Origin of the sequence: Paraburkholderia solitsugae (assembly GCF_013177695.1) — a bacterium.
GTDB lineage: Bacteria > Pseudomonadota > Gammaproteobacteria > Burkholderiales > Burkholderiaceae > Paraburkholderia > Paraburkholderia solitsugae.
In genome coordinates, this window is sequence record NZ_WOEY01000058.1 from 54335 (window position 1) to 68530 (window position 14196).

At 61.0% G+C, this 14196-nt stretch carries 18 protein-coding genes and 1 pseudogene; 13 read left to right on the forward strand and 6 right to left on the reverse strand.

What is annotated here, in order from left to right; translation table 11 throughout:
• Positions 1-24 precede the first annotated feature (24 nt).
• Entirely contained in the window at positions 25-1662 is a 1638-nt protein-coding gene (locus GNZ12_RS14275; RefSeq protein WP_407947700.1) for an oleate hydratase, read from the reverse strand.
• Between the two features lie 323 nt (positions 1663-1985).
• Between GNZ12_RS14275 and GNZ12_RS14280 the strand changes: the two genes are divergently transcribed.
• Positions 1986-2816, forward strand: coding sequence for a potassium channel family protein (locus GNZ12_RS14280; protein WP_172310923.1), 831 nt, complete (start codon positions 1986-1988; stop codon positions 2814-2816).
• 41 nt (positions 2817-2857) lie between these two features.
• On the opposite strand, the pseudogene GNZ12_RS45765 reads toward GNZ12_RS14280, so the two are convergent.
• Positions 2858-2992: pseudogene (locus GNZ12_RS45765) on the reverse strand (histidine kinase); the annotation flags it as partial.
• A gap of 277 nt (positions 2993-3269) precedes the next feature.
• Here GNZ12_RS45765 and GNZ12_RS14285 point away from each other — a divergent pair.
• The 7 genes from GNZ12_RS14285 (at position 3270) to GNZ12_RS14315 (ending at position 8537) form a co-directional block, all read left to right on the forward strand.
• Positions 3270-4016 carry a beta-ketoacyl-ACP reductase gene (locus GNZ12_RS14285; protein ID WP_172310924.1) on the forward strand — a complete coding sequence of 249 codons (747 nt, stop codon included), beginning with the start codon at positions 3270-3272 and terminating at the stop codon, positions 4014-4016.
• A gap of 171 nt (positions 4017-4187) precedes the next feature.
• A complete protein-coding gene (locus GNZ12_RS14290; protein WP_172310925.1) occupies positions 4188-5228 on the forward strand; it encodes a zinc-dependent alcohol dehydrogenase family protein in 1041 nt (346 codons plus the stop codon).
• Between the two features lie 51 nt (positions 5229-5279).
• Positions 5280-5546, forward strand: a complete 267-nt coding sequence (locus tag GNZ12_RS14295; protein WP_172310926.1) for a UDP-glucose 4-epimerase — start codon at positions 5280-5282, stop codon at positions 5544-5546.
• A gap of 221 nt (positions 5547-5767) precedes the next feature.
• Entirely contained in the window at positions 5768-6457 is a 690-nt protein-coding gene (locus GNZ12_RS14300; protein WP_172310927.1) for a CBS domain-containing protein, read from the forward strand.
• Positions 6458-6802: 345 nt separating this feature from the next.
• Positions 6803-7276: a hypothetical protein gene (locus GNZ12_RS14305; RefSeq protein ID WP_235993727.1), complete on the forward strand. Its 474-nt coding sequence runs from the start codon at positions 6803-6805 to the stop codon at positions 7274-7276.
• Between the two features lie 45 nt (positions 7277-7321).
• On the forward strand, positions 7322-7549 hold the full coding sequence (locus GNZ12_RS14310) for a DUF3562 domain-containing protein (protein ID WP_172310928.1): 228 nt from the start codon (positions 7322-7324) through the stop codon (positions 7547-7549).
• 1 nt (position 7550) lies between these two features.
• Positions 7551-8537, forward strand: a complete 987-nt coding sequence (locus tag GNZ12_RS14315; protein ID WP_172310929.1) for a zinc-dependent alcohol dehydrogenase family protein — start codon at positions 7551-7553, stop codon at positions 8535-8537.
• Positions 8538-8584: 47 nt separating this feature from the next.
• Here the strand turns inward: GNZ12_RS14315 and GNZ12_RS45525 are convergent, their stop codons facing one another.
• Entirely contained in the window at positions 8585-8851 is a 267-nt protein-coding gene (locus GNZ12_RS45525) for a hypothetical protein (RefSeq protein WP_407947701.1), read from the reverse strand.
• 260 nt (positions 8852-9111) lie between these two features.
• On the opposite strand from GNZ12_RS45525, the gene GNZ12_RS14325 reads away from it, so the two are divergent.
• The 4 genes from GNZ12_RS14325 to GNZ12_RS14340 all read left to right on the forward strand — a co-directional run bounded on the left by GNZ12_RS14325 (position 9112) and on the right by GNZ12_RS14340 (position 11098).
• Entirely contained in the window at positions 9112-9597 is a 486-nt protein-coding gene (locus GNZ12_RS14325; RefSeq protein ID WP_172311009.1) for a universal stress protein, read from the forward strand.
• A 59-nt stretch (positions 9598-9656) separates the two neighbouring features.
• A complete protein-coding gene (locus tag GNZ12_RS14330) occupies positions 9657-9980 on the forward strand; it encodes a hypothetical protein (protein WP_235993728.1) in 324 nt (107 codons plus the stop codon).
• A 74-nt stretch (positions 9981-10054) separates the two neighbouring features.
• Positions 10055-10513 carry a universal stress protein gene (locus GNZ12_RS14335; RefSeq protein ID WP_172310932.1) on the forward strand — a complete coding sequence of 153 codons (459 nt, stop codon included), beginning with the start codon at positions 10055-10057 and terminating at the stop codon, positions 10511-10513.
• Between the two features lie 279 nt (positions 10514-10792).
• Complete coding sequence (locus GNZ12_RS14340) at positions 10793-11098, forward strand: hypothetical protein (protein WP_172310933.1); 306 nt, start codon at positions 10793-10795, stop codon at positions 11096-11098.
• 91 nt (positions 11099-11189) lie between these two features.
• Here GNZ12_RS14340 and GNZ12_RS14345 read toward each other — a convergent pair whose 3' ends face one another.
• From GNZ12_RS14345 to GNZ12_RS14355, 3 genes are all read right to left on the reverse strand, one after another.
• Complete coding sequence (locus GNZ12_RS14345; protein ID WP_172310934.1) at positions 11190-11399, reverse strand: hypothetical protein; 210 nt, start codon at positions 11397-11399, stop codon at positions 11190-11192.
• Positions 11400-11433: 34 nt separating this feature from the next.
• Positions 11434-11598 carry a hypothetical protein gene (locus tag GNZ12_RS14350; protein ID WP_172176461.1) on the reverse strand — a complete coding sequence of 55 codons (165 nt, stop codon included), beginning with the start codon at positions 11596-11598 and terminating at the stop codon, positions 11434-11436.
• Positions 11599-12093: 495 nt separating this feature from the next.
• A complete protein-coding gene (locus tag GNZ12_RS14355; protein WP_172310935.1) occupies positions 12094-12417 on the reverse strand; it encodes a DUF4148 domain-containing protein in 324 nt (107 codons plus the stop codon).
• Between the two features lie 945 nt (positions 12418-13362).
• On the opposite strand from GNZ12_RS14355, the gene GNZ12_RS14360 reads away from it, so the two are divergent.
• Positions 13363-14151, forward strand: a complete 789-nt coding sequence (locus GNZ12_RS14360; protein ID WP_172310936.1) for an alpha/beta fold hydrolase — start codon at positions 13363-13365, stop codon at positions 14149-14151.
• The last annotated feature ends 45 nt before the right edge of the window (positions 14152-14196 follow it).

Consider the following 14196-nt stretch of genomic DNA (forward strand, 5'->3'; position numbering starts at 1 on the left):
GTCAGCCGCGTTGCATGGCAGTGACTAGCGGTCTCGTAGCGTCGAAAATGCCTTGTAGACGACCCGGGGATCATGCTGGCCCTTGTAGACCTCGGGCGCCGCGAGATCGAGTCCGAGCAGCGCATACACCGCGTTCTGCGCCGAACGCACCGAGTATTCGACGGTGAACACGACGTCGTTGGGCAGTTCGCAGAACTGCCCGGTGAAGGCGAGGTTCTGCCAGCCTTCGGGCACCACAGCAGGCCGATCGCCACGGCTGCGCGGCAGGAACTGGCTCGTGATGAATGGCATCAGGCAGGGGATGCAGTTGGCGTGTTGGAGGATTCGGGAAGACTCCGCCTCCACCCGCAAATGACCAAGCATCTCCGTCAGGATCTCCCGGCCGGTGCAGGCCAGCATGGGTTTGCCGACAAAATCGCCGGGCTCGTCGACCCGCAAACCGTAGCCCCACAACACCTGCACGTCCGCGGGTTGATCGATGAAATGCGGCTGATGTGGCAGCACGATCGACGCCAGCCAGCTCGATTCCGGAAAGGTAATCAGGCCACCTTCACCCGGCACATTGCCGGTCAGGTCGCGGATCAGCCGGAACAGCGTCGGGTCTCGCAAAGTCACGGTGAACGACAGCCACTTCGAGGCGTCGACGTGATCCGCGAAGACGGACGGTTGGCCGAACTCGGGGCGGCCCGCGGCGATGGTTTTCCAGAGGTGCCAGGCGCCGGTGTCGTCGGTGCTGTTCAAAGCCGCGGGGCGGTCCATGGCGCCCAGGCTGGAAGCGGCTGTCATGGAGCCGAGCGTGACGATGACTTTGTCTGCCGGCCCTACCGGCAGTTCAATACGCTGATGCGCGGTTTCGCAGACAATGCCGCGCACGCGCTTTTCCGCACCGGTTTCGTCGAACAGCAGATTCGTGACCCGGGTGTCCGGCCGGAACGCAACGCCGTGCTCGTCCAGCCAGCGGCGCAATGGCCGGATCATCGAGTCGTACTGGTTGTAGACCGTACGCATGATGCCGTGCAACTGGTTAAACCCGGCCGACATATGGGCGAAGCGCAGCAGATAGCGCCTGAGTTCGACCGCGCTATGCCACGGTTGAAAAGCGAAGGTCGTGCACCACATCAACCAGAAATTGGTCTCGAAGAAGGACGAATCGAAGTGGTCCGAAATCCGGCTATTGCCGAGCATCACTTCGGGCTCGATCGACAGGCGGCCCAGCGCCAGCAGATGTTTTTCGTCGAGCCCATATTCGGGCGTGTCTTCGCGTTTGCCGTTTCTGACGAGCCGCGACGTCGATGAGGTTCTGATTGTCTCGTTCCAGTCGAAGATCTCCTGCGTCACGCTCTTGCTGTCATCCAGCGTCGGAATCGATGAGAACAGGTCATAGGTACACAGATACTTGCTTTCGAGCATGCGCCCGCCGCGTACGACGTAGCCGCCTTCAGCGGTGCCGGCGCCGTCCATGCTGCCGCCGGGTTTGTCGAGCGCTTCCAGAATGATGATGTCGCAACCGCGCACATGCCCGTCGCGAATCAGGAACGCCGCTGCCGCTAACGAAGCGATGCCGCCGCCGACGAGGTAGAACTTGCCACTTGCAGGGTCGTGGACGTCGAGGTCGGCGTCCGCGCGCAGTGCTGCTGCGTGGATCGGGTCAGAGTTTTGCACGTCGATCTCCTTTTCATGTTCGCCACTATCCGAATGCAGTCGGACCGCTCCGAGGCGTATTGCGGACGTTGCTCCAACATACCCGCTGTGTCGGCGTGCCGATTGAGTTGGATCAAGCCGCGATCGCAGCAACACTTTTGATCGGGGCGGACACGGGGCGATTTGCTTCATTCGCTACGGCTGCTCATGTGGCGAAAATCCGGCGCATTTCGCTGTTTTGTGATCCTTATCAAGAACACCTGAAAGCACGTTCATACGATGGTCCACCACAGGGCGTCGTCCGCGTGGCCAATCAGCGTCCTAACCTCGAATTCGGTGGCGAAATGAACGAGCGTTTTCGCATTGCGGGCCTCGGCGGAGTCGATCCCCATGACAACGCGCGGGCGGTGCGTGCATGGCGCTGGCTACAGTGGGTGCTGTTGGGATTCAGCCTGCTCGCCATTCCCGCTTTCTACTTCGAACTGGCCGTCGATTTGCCGCTGCTGCATCCGGCGGGCCGGGCGCTCTACGCCTGTATGGCGGCCGGGTTTGCCGTTTCGCTCGCCTGGATGGCCCATCTGAGCCGCCATCCCAGGCGGTTTCTCATGCGAAACCGTTACGACCTGTTGATCACAATGGGCGCGGCGGCCAGCGTCGCATGGGGCGTGTCCACGTGGTCGTCGCTCGAATGGGTGCTGCGCATTCTGTTCGTGGGACTGGTGGCGGCGCGTATCGCCGTGGCGCTGCGGGCGTTTTTCTCGCCCAATCGCTTACTTTTGCTGTTGGCAATTGCTGCGGTCCTGCTGGCGTCGGCGGGCGCGGGCTTTTATTGGCTCGAGCCGAGCGTGCACAGCTATGCCGAGGGCGTCTGGCTGGCGTTCGAAAGTAGCGCGACGGTCGGCTTCGGCGACATGGCGCCGACCACGCCGGCGTCGCGGGTTTTCGCGGCCTTCGTGGTGTTGCTTGGCTACGGTCTGCTGTCGCTGGTGTTCGCGAGCATTGCGGCGATCTTCGTCGAACAGGAGGAGCGCCTGCTGCGCCGTGAAATGCATCGCGACATCAAGACCTTGCAGGCGGAAATCGCGGCGCTGCGAAGGGAGGTGGGCCGCATCGGCACCCAGGCGCACGTCGACGAGGAGGCTATCGGGCGCGATCGTCCGCCTGAATCGCACTGAGGGGGAGATGCACAGCAATCCGGAAGCCGGCGCCGGGTGGCGGCAATGGCGAGTTCTCGTCCGGGCTTGTCCGATGCGACGTCTTCAGGTGTATAGAAAACAGAAAAATGACGGCCGATGATTTCGTCGGCGGAATAGCCCTTGATTTTGCGGGTGCCGCTGTTCCAGTTCGCCACGCAGCTCTAGCCAGTCAGGCGACTGTGGGCCGCCGTCCGTCTGATGTCTTGACCGGCGTGCCCTGTGTTGCTGGTTCGGGAAACCGAAGCCGACGCCGACGCCTGAGCACAACTCAACTGGGGCAGGGCACGCTCACGATAAGTATGGCCAGGTGCGCGCTTGATACAGGTCAACGGGCTTTCGCCGGCACCCCCTACATTGGACGCACTGCTGCCTCGCGATCAATGGCAGCGCCACCCGTTGCGGCACAGAGCCGTTCGCCTCAAGGAGATCAGCATGTCAGTTAAGCGCGTTGCATTCATCACCGGCGGCATGGGCGGGCTCGGCGCCGCCATTAGCCGGCGTCTCCATGCCGCCGGCATGGTGGTCGCCATGTCGCACTCGGAACGTAACGATCATGTCGCCACCTGGTTGATGCGCGAACGCGACGCCGGTCGCCACTTTCACGCCTACGAAGTCGACGTGACCCGTTTCGACTCATGCGCACATTGCGCCGAGCGCGTCCTGAGTGAATTTGGTTCGGTCGACATTCTCGTCAACAATGCCGGCATCACGCGCGATTCGACCTTTGCCAAAATGAACAAGGACGACTGGGATGCGGTGCTACGCACCGATCTCGACGCGCTGTTCAATATGACCAAGCCCTTGCTCGGCGGAATGCTTGAGCAAGGCTTCGGGCGCGTCGTCAATATCGGCTCGGTGAACGGTGAGCGCGGCGCCTTCGGGCAGACCAATTACGCGGCGGCTAAAGCCGGGATTCACGGCTTTACCATGTCGTTGGCGCTGGAAGTCGCGAAACACGGCGTAACGGTCAATACCGTTTCGCCTGGCTACCTGGAAACCGCGATGACCGCAGCCGTGCCGAAGGACGTGATGGAAACGAGAATTCTGCCGCAGATTCCGGTGGGCCGGCTCGGTCAGCCTGACGAAGTCGCTGCTCTGATCGCATTTCTCTGTTCTGACGATGCGGGCTTCGTCACAGGCGCGAACTTCGCGATCAATGGCGGCATGCATATGGGCTGAAGGAGGGGGCGCCAGCCTCGCTGCGCGCGGTCGGCGGAAATTGACCGAGGTCATTCATTCCGCTGCGTGAGCGCCGATACGTATCGCTTGATTCATATCAATCGAGTCTGCGTGAGCCAGCCTAAAGTCGGTCGTACAGCACGCTCGTTTCGATCAATGGAGGTAACCCTTATGAAAGCGCTCGTGTATCACGGTCCCGGTAAGAAATCGCTCGACGATCGGCCCATTCCCAAGCTCGCCGCACCTGGCGACGCGATCGTCAAGATGACACGTACCACGATTTGCGGCACTGATCTGCATATTCTGAAGGGCGACGTGCCGACTTGTGAGCCAGGGCGCATTCTCGGCCACGAGGGGGTCGGCATCGTGCAGGAGGTCGGCGCTGCGGTGTCGGCGTTCAAACCGGGCGACAGGGTGCTGATTTCATGCATCTCGTCGTGCGGCAAATGCGACTACTGCCGACGCGGCATGTATTCGCATTGCACCACCGGCGGCTGGATTCTCGGCAACAAGATCGACGGCACCCAGGCCGAATACGTGCGCATTCCTCACGCCGAGACGAGTCTGTATCCGATTCCGACCGGCGCCGATGAAGAAGCGCTCGTGATGCTCTCGGACATCCTGCCCACCGGCTTCGAATGCGGCGTGCTAAACGGCAAGGTGCAACCGGGCAGCACGGTGGCGATTGTCGGGGCGGGCCCGATCGGTCTCGCAGCACTGCTAACCGCACAGTTCTATTCGCCGGCGCAGATCGTGATGATCGACCACGATGCAAACCGTCTTGAAGTGGCGAAGCGCTTCGGCGCCACCGCGTGCATCGATAGCGGCCACGCCGATCCGGTTGCCGCTGTGATGAAGCTGACGGAGCAGATGGGCGTCGACTGTGCGATCGAGGCGGTTGGCATACCGGCTACGTTCGAGTTGTGCGAGGCGCTCATTGCGCCCGGCGGCGTGATTGCGAATGTGGGCGTGCACGGCGTGAAAGCCGAGCTGCACCTTGAAAAATTGTGGGATCGCAACATCGCGATCACGACGCGCCTCGTCGATACCGTGAGCACACCGATGCTGCTCAAAACCGTTCGCTCGGGCCGCATCGACCCTGCGCGGCTGATCACGCACCGCTTCCAACTCGAAGCTGTCGCCGGTGCTTACGACACTTTCGACCGCGCGTCCGAGACGCATGCGCTGAAAGTCATCATCGAGGTGTCCTAGCCGTTGAGAAAACTCGATCCATGATGATGACGCATCAACAAGGAGCGACTCATGACAATCTCGGGTAACGTGAGCGACGGCGACTGGTCGGTCGCCGCAACCACACATCGCACAGCAGGCGGCTTCAATTGCTCGATCCAGTTCAGCCATCACACGCCAGAGGGAATCTTCAAACATGAGTTCATCCACAGCAATGTATTTCCCACGGAGCGCGAAGCCGTGCTTGGCGGTTTGCGCGAAGGCATGGACTGGGTGAGGCTCAAAATGTCGAACACGTTTTCGATTGAGCCTCGCGAATCTTCTGTTGAGCCTGAGTGATGTCTGTCACACCCTCCTTATCTATCACTTCGCAGGGCGCTGTCACAGCGGACGGATCGACAGGTACACGCAACGACATTCGAGATGATCCATGTCAAACGACAGGACGCCGTGCCGGCCTAATCTCAAACCATACGAGGGCTTGCCGGCGTCCGGATACTGACGATCGAGAAGGACCGGCCCCCCGAATTCAAGGATCCTAACTGTTCAGGAGGCTTACCATGCGCGCATCCGATGTCATGACCAGCAACGTCATATCGGTCACGCCCGACATGACCGTGCGAGAGGTGGCCAGAATGTTTGTCGACAACGGCATCAGCGGCGCGCCGGTCCTGGATCCGGACGGCCATGTCGCCGGCATGATCAGCGAAGGGGATCTGCTTCGCCGCAGCGAAATCGGCACCGAGGAGCGCACGCGAACTTCGTGGCTCGATCTCTGGTCCGCGAGCCATGAAGCAAGGGACTACATCAAGACCCATGCGGTGAAAGTGCGCGACGTAATGACCGCGGGCGTGGTGAGCGTTCAGCCCGAAACACCGCTCGGCGAAGTGGCCGGCATTCTCGAGACGCGGCGCATCAAGCGCGTGCCCGTGATGAAAGCGGGGCGGCTCGTGGGCATCGTGAGCCGCGCCAATCTCGTGCAGGCGCTGGCAAGCGTACCGGACGAGCCGTCAACGGATGTGACGCTCTCGGACGCCGAGATCCGCGCCATGTTGATGGGCGAACTGGCGGGCCGTAAGTGGAGCTTCGCGGGACGCAATATTGTCGTCACCGACGGAGTCGTGCATCTGTGGGGCATCTTCCATTCGATCGAAGCCGTCGACGCGGTTCGTGCGGCGGCGCAGAACATACCCGGCGTCAAGCGCGTGAAGGATCACACCGAGCCTTATCCGGTGATGCCGGGCATCTAGCGGACGGCCACGGAAACGGGTCGGCATTCAACATCGGAGGCGCGATGGGCTCAGCGCATTCCCGCGCAATGGCTCAGTACGAGGTCGAGACATGTGGAAAACGATCGCATGGGCAGTCATGCCGCTCGTCGCTGTCCAGGCAACTCGGCGGGGTTGACAGGCAGATCGCCGTCACACGAAAAGCATACAACGAGGCCGCCGCGCACTGATTTCGGCACGCTGCGCGGCTCGATGCGAGCGTGAAACGCGCCGCAATGACCCCGCCGCGCTTCTCGGGAGTCCTTGCTGCGCCGGCGACTGTCAGCGTGAAAATCGATCCATGCATTGTGCGCTGAGCGAGCTGATATGAAATGCATCCGCCTGCCGGTTGATTTGACCACGGCCCTGTTCCTGCTGTTCCTGCTGATGACGGCCGGTCTTGCGGCCTGCACCACGGCAAACCAGATGATTGCGTTCCGGCAGACCGAAACGCAGCTTGAGGAGGCGCGAGAACAGGCGCGGGTGACCTGTAGTTCACGCGCGGTGTGCGATCAGATATGGAACCGCACGCGGCTTTATGTGGAGCTTTACTCGAGAACGCCGATCAACCGCCTCGACGAATCGGTCATCGAAACAGAAGCGCCCCACGAATCGGGCATTGCCTATTTCTGGGCCGAGCGGACCACCGATGAGAGCGGCACGACGACAGTCCGGCTGAAAGGCATGTGCCGCGGCGTGTACGCGAGTGATGGCGACCCGGCATGGACTTACGGAATATGCGCGGACGAGATCAGGCATGCGGAGATGAATTTTCGCGGGGTAGTAGGCGAAGTGCAGTGACGTCCACGATATTTCCTTAGCCGTATCCCCACCCGGAGTTCCGTCATGCCTCGCGATAAACTATTGGTGCCGCTGCTCGAGATCGCACAAGGGACGGCGCTGAGCGAAGACGATCTTGCTCGCATGGTAGGCGATGAGATAAGTCGTCTGTCGGCCGGCGCGCGTGTCCACGACTATATTCAGGTCATTGCGATCAAGCGCGTATCCGACAAGGTGAGGCAGAGCGCCTCTCACCACCGTGCCAACGGCAACCATCACGCAAGAGAGGTGTGAGATGCGGGCAATGGTATTCGATGATACCGGCGGTCTCCTACGCGACCTGCAGGTTCCAGATCCTGTGCCGGCTGCGGGCCAGTTGCTGATCGATGTCCACGCATGCGGTATTTGCCGTACCGACCTGCATCTGATTGACCACGAACTGCCCCATCCAAAGCAGCCGGTGATCCCGGGCCATGAAATCGTCGGCACTGTTGCGGCGGTGGGGGCCGGAGTAAGTGGTTTCAGCGTGGGTGAACGGGTCGCCGTGCCATGGGTAGGCTACACATGTGGCCACTGCCGTTACTGTCTCTCCGGTCGCGAGAATCTGTGCGATGAGCCGGGTTTTACGGGCTATACGATCGACGGCGGTTACGCCGAGCGAACGGTCGCCGACAGCCGTTACTGCTTTCATCTGCCTGACCGATATTCGGACGTGGAAGCGGCGCCACTGCTGTGCGCGGGACTCATCGGCTATCGCACGCTGGCCATGGCAGGCGACGCAGAGCGGATCGGCATCTACGGCTTTGGCGCAGCCGCGCATATCGTCGCCCAGATCGCGATTCATCAGGGGCGCACGGTTTATGCCTTCACGCGTGACGGCGACGTGGCGGCTCAACAACTCGCGCTGCGCCTCGGCGCGACGTGGGCCGGCAGCAGCAACGAAGCGGCGCCGGACGAACTCGACGCTGCGCTGCTCTTCGCGCCAGTCGGTGCGCTCGTGCCGATCGCGCTGAAGGCGGTGGTGAAAGGCGGCATTGTGGTGTGTGGCGGGATTCACATGAGCGACATCCCGTCCTTTCCGTATGACTTTCTATGGGGCGAGCGTCGCGTGGTGTCGGTGGCAAATCTCACGCGCGAAGACGGGCTGGCGTTCATGCGTCTGGCCGCCGAGATTCCGCTCGACATCGAAACGACGCGTTATCCGCTGGGCGAGGCCAACCGGGCGCTTGCCGATCTGCGGGAGGGGAAGCTGACGGGGGCCGCGGTGCTGGCAATCCGCTAACGAGGCTGGATCAAGCCGTTTCGGTTCCCTTGCGACCGCAGCCGGATTCACGCGACCCTCCGGTTCAGCCTCACCTCTTCATTACAGTCATGCTGCCTCGCGGGCACGTCCGTGAAGTCGACGAATCCCAGGTCAACAGGCTTCTTGATCTTGTACGCAAATCGCCCGGCCAGATAGATCACGGAAATATGGGTTTCGATTCGCCGGATGCGCCCTGCCGGATGGCGATACGAGCAGGGGCGCTGCAACACTGCGTCGATGCGCGACCAAGCGCGGCGGGCAGCGTGGTCGGCGCCCGGCGTGCATGCGGTCATCGACAATCTGACGGTCGGGTAGTGTGCGACCGGGAGCCGCGCGTGGCCTTGCGCTGGACGCGCGGCACATAGGGACTTCCCATTGGCCTGCGTCAACAGGGCGGCCGCTGCATTGCATAGTCTGAGGCGTAGGGGGACGGAATCGCCGGAACCCGTATCCGGGAGCGGACGTGATGACTCAGGATGTGGTTTCCGTCGACGAAACCACACCGTTGAGCGAGGTGGCGAACGGAGCACAAGCTTCGGGGGAACGGGACATCATGTATCAGAAGATTCTGTTAGCGGTAGACGGAAGCGACACATCGAAACGAGCCACGGAAGAGGCATTCCGGATCGCGGCGTTGGCTCGCGCTCGCGTGCACGCGTTATACGTCGTAAGCAAATGGGGGATCGCTCCGTATGCCGGCTACTATGAACCGGAGGCGCTCGGCACAGTGCTGCGAGAAGACGGCCGGCTAGCGTTGGAAGCGGTGCGCGTGGCGATGGCCGACCGGGGGATCCCGGGCGATATCGAAATCGACGAAACGCAAAATGCCGCCGACGATATCCCGAGCTGTCTCGAACGGTGCATTCAGCGGCAGAAGATCGATCTCGTTGTGATGGGAACACACGGCCGGCGCGGCGCGAGCAGGATCGTGCTGGGTAGTGTGGCCGAGCGTTTACTGCGCATTTCGACCTGTCCCGTGTTGCTTGTGCGCTCGCCTGGCAACGAGACTGCGCAGGGCGGGCAGGGTGCCCACGGTTAAGCCAGGACCTCGGAAGGACCGGTCGCGGCAGGTCTGGGAGAACAGAGATGGGAGTCGGCATGCAAATCGTCTATCTCGGCTTTGCCGGGACGTCGCAGATCGAGGGCGAGGCGGCTACGCAGCTGGTGCGCCTCGAACGGTTCAAAAGGTTTATCGCGGGTTGTCACCTAGCGATCGAGGCTATTCGTGAACGGCCGGGAGGTGCCGGGGCCAGCGCGCCTGCCAGCGATATCCGTTGTCCGGTTTTCGACGCGCGGCTCGACCTGATCATGCGTAACGGCGAACTCGTGCCGATCGAGCATTGCCTGAACTCCGATCCGAACGTAGCGGTACGGACCGCATTCGATGTCGCTGAGCGGAAACTCGACCGACGCCCGATTTAAACGTGATGCCAGGCAAACTTGCGTTTGTTCCAGGGCTATGCCTGTTTTTCCCGACACTCCGTTAGGAGGGAGTCATGTATGCAAATATTCTGGTGGCAGTGGACGGCAGTGAAGCGTCGAAATATGCGGTAAGTGAGGCTATCCGGATCGCCAAACTGTCGGGTGGCAAGCTGACGGCTGTCCACGTGCTGGACCAGTCTGCTGCGTTCACGTATGCGGGTGCCTGCGATCCGCATCTGCTGACCGACACGGCGCGGCAGGTAGGACACAGGTTCCTCGACGAGGCTTGCGCAAAGATGCAGGCGTTCGACGTGACGGGTGATTCCGAGATCATCGAGACGCAAGGCCTCGGCGAGGACGTTGCTAGTTGCCTCGCTCGCTGCGCCTCCCGGCTTGACGCCGAGCTTGTCGTGATGGGCACGCATGGGCGGCGCGGCATGCGACGCATGGTGATCGGCAGTGTCGCGGAGCGTTTCCTGCGGCAATCGACGTGTCCAGTGTTGCTGATCAGGGAAACGTGGACCGGTGCCTGAGAGTTGTTCAGGGAGGCATGGTGGCCGTTCACATTCGACATTTGTCGCGGAGCGCCGCACGCACGACCTGCCGGTACCCAAGCTCCCGCAATCCGCCAAACAGCCGGCCGAATACCCCTCGCTTCGCCCAATTGATTTCCACGTCCCGCGCTACACTTGATTCCACAGACGAAACAGACTCGAATGTGACCGCCATTTCGTCGAAGTCGCGGGCAAAGCCGGGGCCGTTTAGTCCGAGGCCGCAGCCCTTTCGGTTACCCCATTCTGACGGATGTCAATATGATTCCACTCGGTGCAGCATCCACGCTACTCAGCGGCGTGAGCAGCGCCATCCGTTCCGGGCTGTCGGCGCTGACGGGCCAAAGCTCCGCAAGTGAATCAAACCAGTCGAGTTTTGCGGCACACCTCAAGACCGCAACGTCACAAAGCAGTCTTGGAAAAAGCGAGCATCACCATCACGCATCTGGCGCACGCAGCGCAATAAACGCATTGGCAAATTCTTCGCCCTCGCTGTTACAAGGCACGCCTGGTGCCGGTATGAGACCGGGTGTCGCGACCGGCTCCGTCATCAATATCAGTGCCTAAACGGGCACCGAAGGCCGACTGGATGATGCATTGGCAAAAAGCGTTGCCCTTAAACGAGCCGCGCAAAAATCGTCGCCTCCTGGTAACCCGTTCAATGAATCGAGTCCCGGGTGCTGACGAGACTATGCGAGTCCATCCAGTCGTATGATCCACTGCTGTGGGCCCACGCCCAGTTCCTTGCCGCTTCACGTTTTTTGCCGACCGCCTGTGCGACCTCTTCGGAGGGCGAACCTTCGTCATGCTTGTCGTTCGTGCGCTCAGCGCGGCCGATGTTTCTTGAGTTCGATGAGTCGTACTTCATTGCGATTCCTGTTTGAGATTGCTGTCAACGCGCATCAATCCTGCTCCACCAGCTCGTCGTGCATCGACGCTGCGAGAAGCTCGGCGAAGCGCTCAAGCGCCGCGACTGAGCCGTACACTGTGCGGTACTCCTGACGTCCAATCTTCGCGTCAAGAACCACCGTCATTCCCGATTTCCGAGCCAGGTCAAGGATGTCCATCTACTGCTCCACATCGTTGAATCATGCGATTCAGTTAGCACTCTGATGCGCGTGAACGGTTTGTCCATACAATCCATTCTAAGCACTATGCGCTGGACATCAACGCAGCCACGGTGAATTCACAGTTTTCAAAACGACAACAATAGAGACCGCAGCCGGATGCGGCGAGGCCCCATCCGCATTCCGAATGCGATGAAATGCAAATCGTCGGAAGATTGGCCGCGAGGTTATCCGCGATTGCATCGGCCACGCGGGTCTGATTGCAGGCAACGCAGGTTTGATGTTGCGCCAGTTCTGCAGGCGGACGGGCTCCGGATAAAAATCGTTCGTGCCCAGATGTCGATATTGCGTTCAAACGCGAATTCGGGCGCATGCATGCCAATCACGACGAGTCCCCGATCCCTGTATTTCTGCGCGCACGCTTTCACGTACGGCAGCATGGTCCGCTGAAATCGCGTGAGCCGGTTTCGCGTTGGGCGAGCTGTGGCTGCGGTGTTATCGGCCGAAGTAGACCGGCTTCATGCCGTCATTCGTCGCGACGTGCGCCGCTACGGGGCCACCTGACGCCGACGAACCGCCTACCACCCCGCCCATGCCGCTTGTCGCGTCATTTTGCGCAGCCACGCGGGCTTCCGCAGCCTGAATATCGTTCGGATAATATGCGTCGGCGCTGCGGCCGGGGTTATAACCCGCCTTTTCGAGCTGAACCAGTTCGGCGCGAACTTGCGCACGGGTCACCGGTTGGCTCGACTGGGCGAAAGAGGCGAGCGGAGCGACGAGTGCGGCGGCAACGACAGCGGCTTGAATGAGCGATTTCATGATGCGTTTCTCCAGAGTGAGTTCTGTCCTACCAGAAGGACGCTCGGATATCGGGGACCACAAGGCGCAGTCTGATTAGGATCTGCGAGGTGGAAAGCATGTCGATTCCGGCGTTGATGCATTGGAACTCGCTGAGGTATCTGGCTTGTGTCGGAAAAGCCGGTCATTTGCAATGTTGTGTATCACTCCAGCCGGTAGATACATTGCGACACAAATATCGCTCTGGTTGGCGTTTGCGGGCACGATGACCACTGCAACGCGCAATGGCAGGGCGAATGCGCAGCGTAAAGGTCCCCTGCCAAGACTGCTCTTGCGGGCTCTGTCACGTTGGCGTGAACGCGAGCGCGGTATGCGAGGTTTTCGGATTCCTGAACGCACGCAGATTTTCCTACCGCGACCGCTTCGAGCAATTTAAGAAGAAACGCACCAGTGCGGTCTAACTCTCGATTATTCCGACGTCTTCCGACCATGACCTGCCGTTCGGCCGCGCTGTCATCCTGACGTTCGGGTGTCGATTTCGCACGGAAAACGGTCGTTTTCAATCGCTCACGATGTGAGTCGCAAAGTCGGCCGAAGCGCTAATCCAACCATCGACGTGCAATGCACGTCGAGTCTCCGGCAATCGGACAAGCGCAGTCGCCCCAAACGATCGCTAGCAGAACCGGTCATAAGCAAGCATCTCGGTGAATCCGCGTCCCGTGCCAGCAAACGCGCTGCGCCGTTGACGGTATTCATCCACGCAACCATCTGATTGAGTCGGATCACCTCGCCAGGGAAGTGACGGCGAACCACGCAAACGTGACGTCTATGCCAAAAGAGGTAGGCAATCCGGGTGATGGATTCCACCGCTTTGTCAACCAGACTACAGGCGTGCGATTGACCTCCGTCAGCGGCAATTCCTGAGAGGGCAACCACTTCCATCACCCTTTATAGAAGAGGTATCAGATGCGATCCAATACTCTCCCTTCCTTGCGCTCCCTGCTTGGCGTGCTGGTCTTCAGCTCGCTGGCGATCGGCGTCACGGAACGCAGCAATGCCGTCGCCGCCGAGCCCGTCAAAAATGTGGTGCTGGTCCATGGCGGCTTCGTCGACGGTGGCGGCTGGGAAGCGGTGTACAAGCTGCTGAAGGCCAAAGGCTACAACGTCAGCATCGTTCAGAATCCCACGACCACGCTGGCCGCCGATGTAGCGGCGACGAAAGCCGTGGTGGACGCGCAGGATGGCCCCGTGGTTCTGGTGGGCCATTCATACGGCGGCGTGGTCATCACGGAGGCCGGCAACGACCCCAAGGTCTCGCGCCTCGTCTACATCGCCGCGTTCGCCCCGGACAAAGGCGAATCCGTTCAGAAGCTCATCGCCAACCCGCCTGCTGGCGCGCCGGTGCCCCCCATCCTGCCGCCGGTCAATGGCTTCCTGATGCTGGACAAGGCGAAGTTCGCCCAGGCGTTTGCTGGCGACGTGAAGCCTGAGCGTGCCGCGTTCCTGGCGAACGCCCAGGTGCCATGGGGCGTGGAAGCGCTAGCGGGTGAAGTTACCACGCCGGCCTGGCGTGAGAAGCCGAGCTGGTATCTGGTCACCACCCACGACCGGATGATCCCGCCGGATGCCCAGCGCGCAATGGCCAAGCGCGCAGACGCCACGGTGGTTGAAGCGCCGGGCAGCCATGCCGTGTATGAGTCGAGGCCGGCTGACGTTGCGGCGCTCATCGAGAAGGCCGCCTCGACGAAGGAATAAGTACGTCGCAGTACGCTGCAAAACGTCCTTCGGGCATCGACCCGG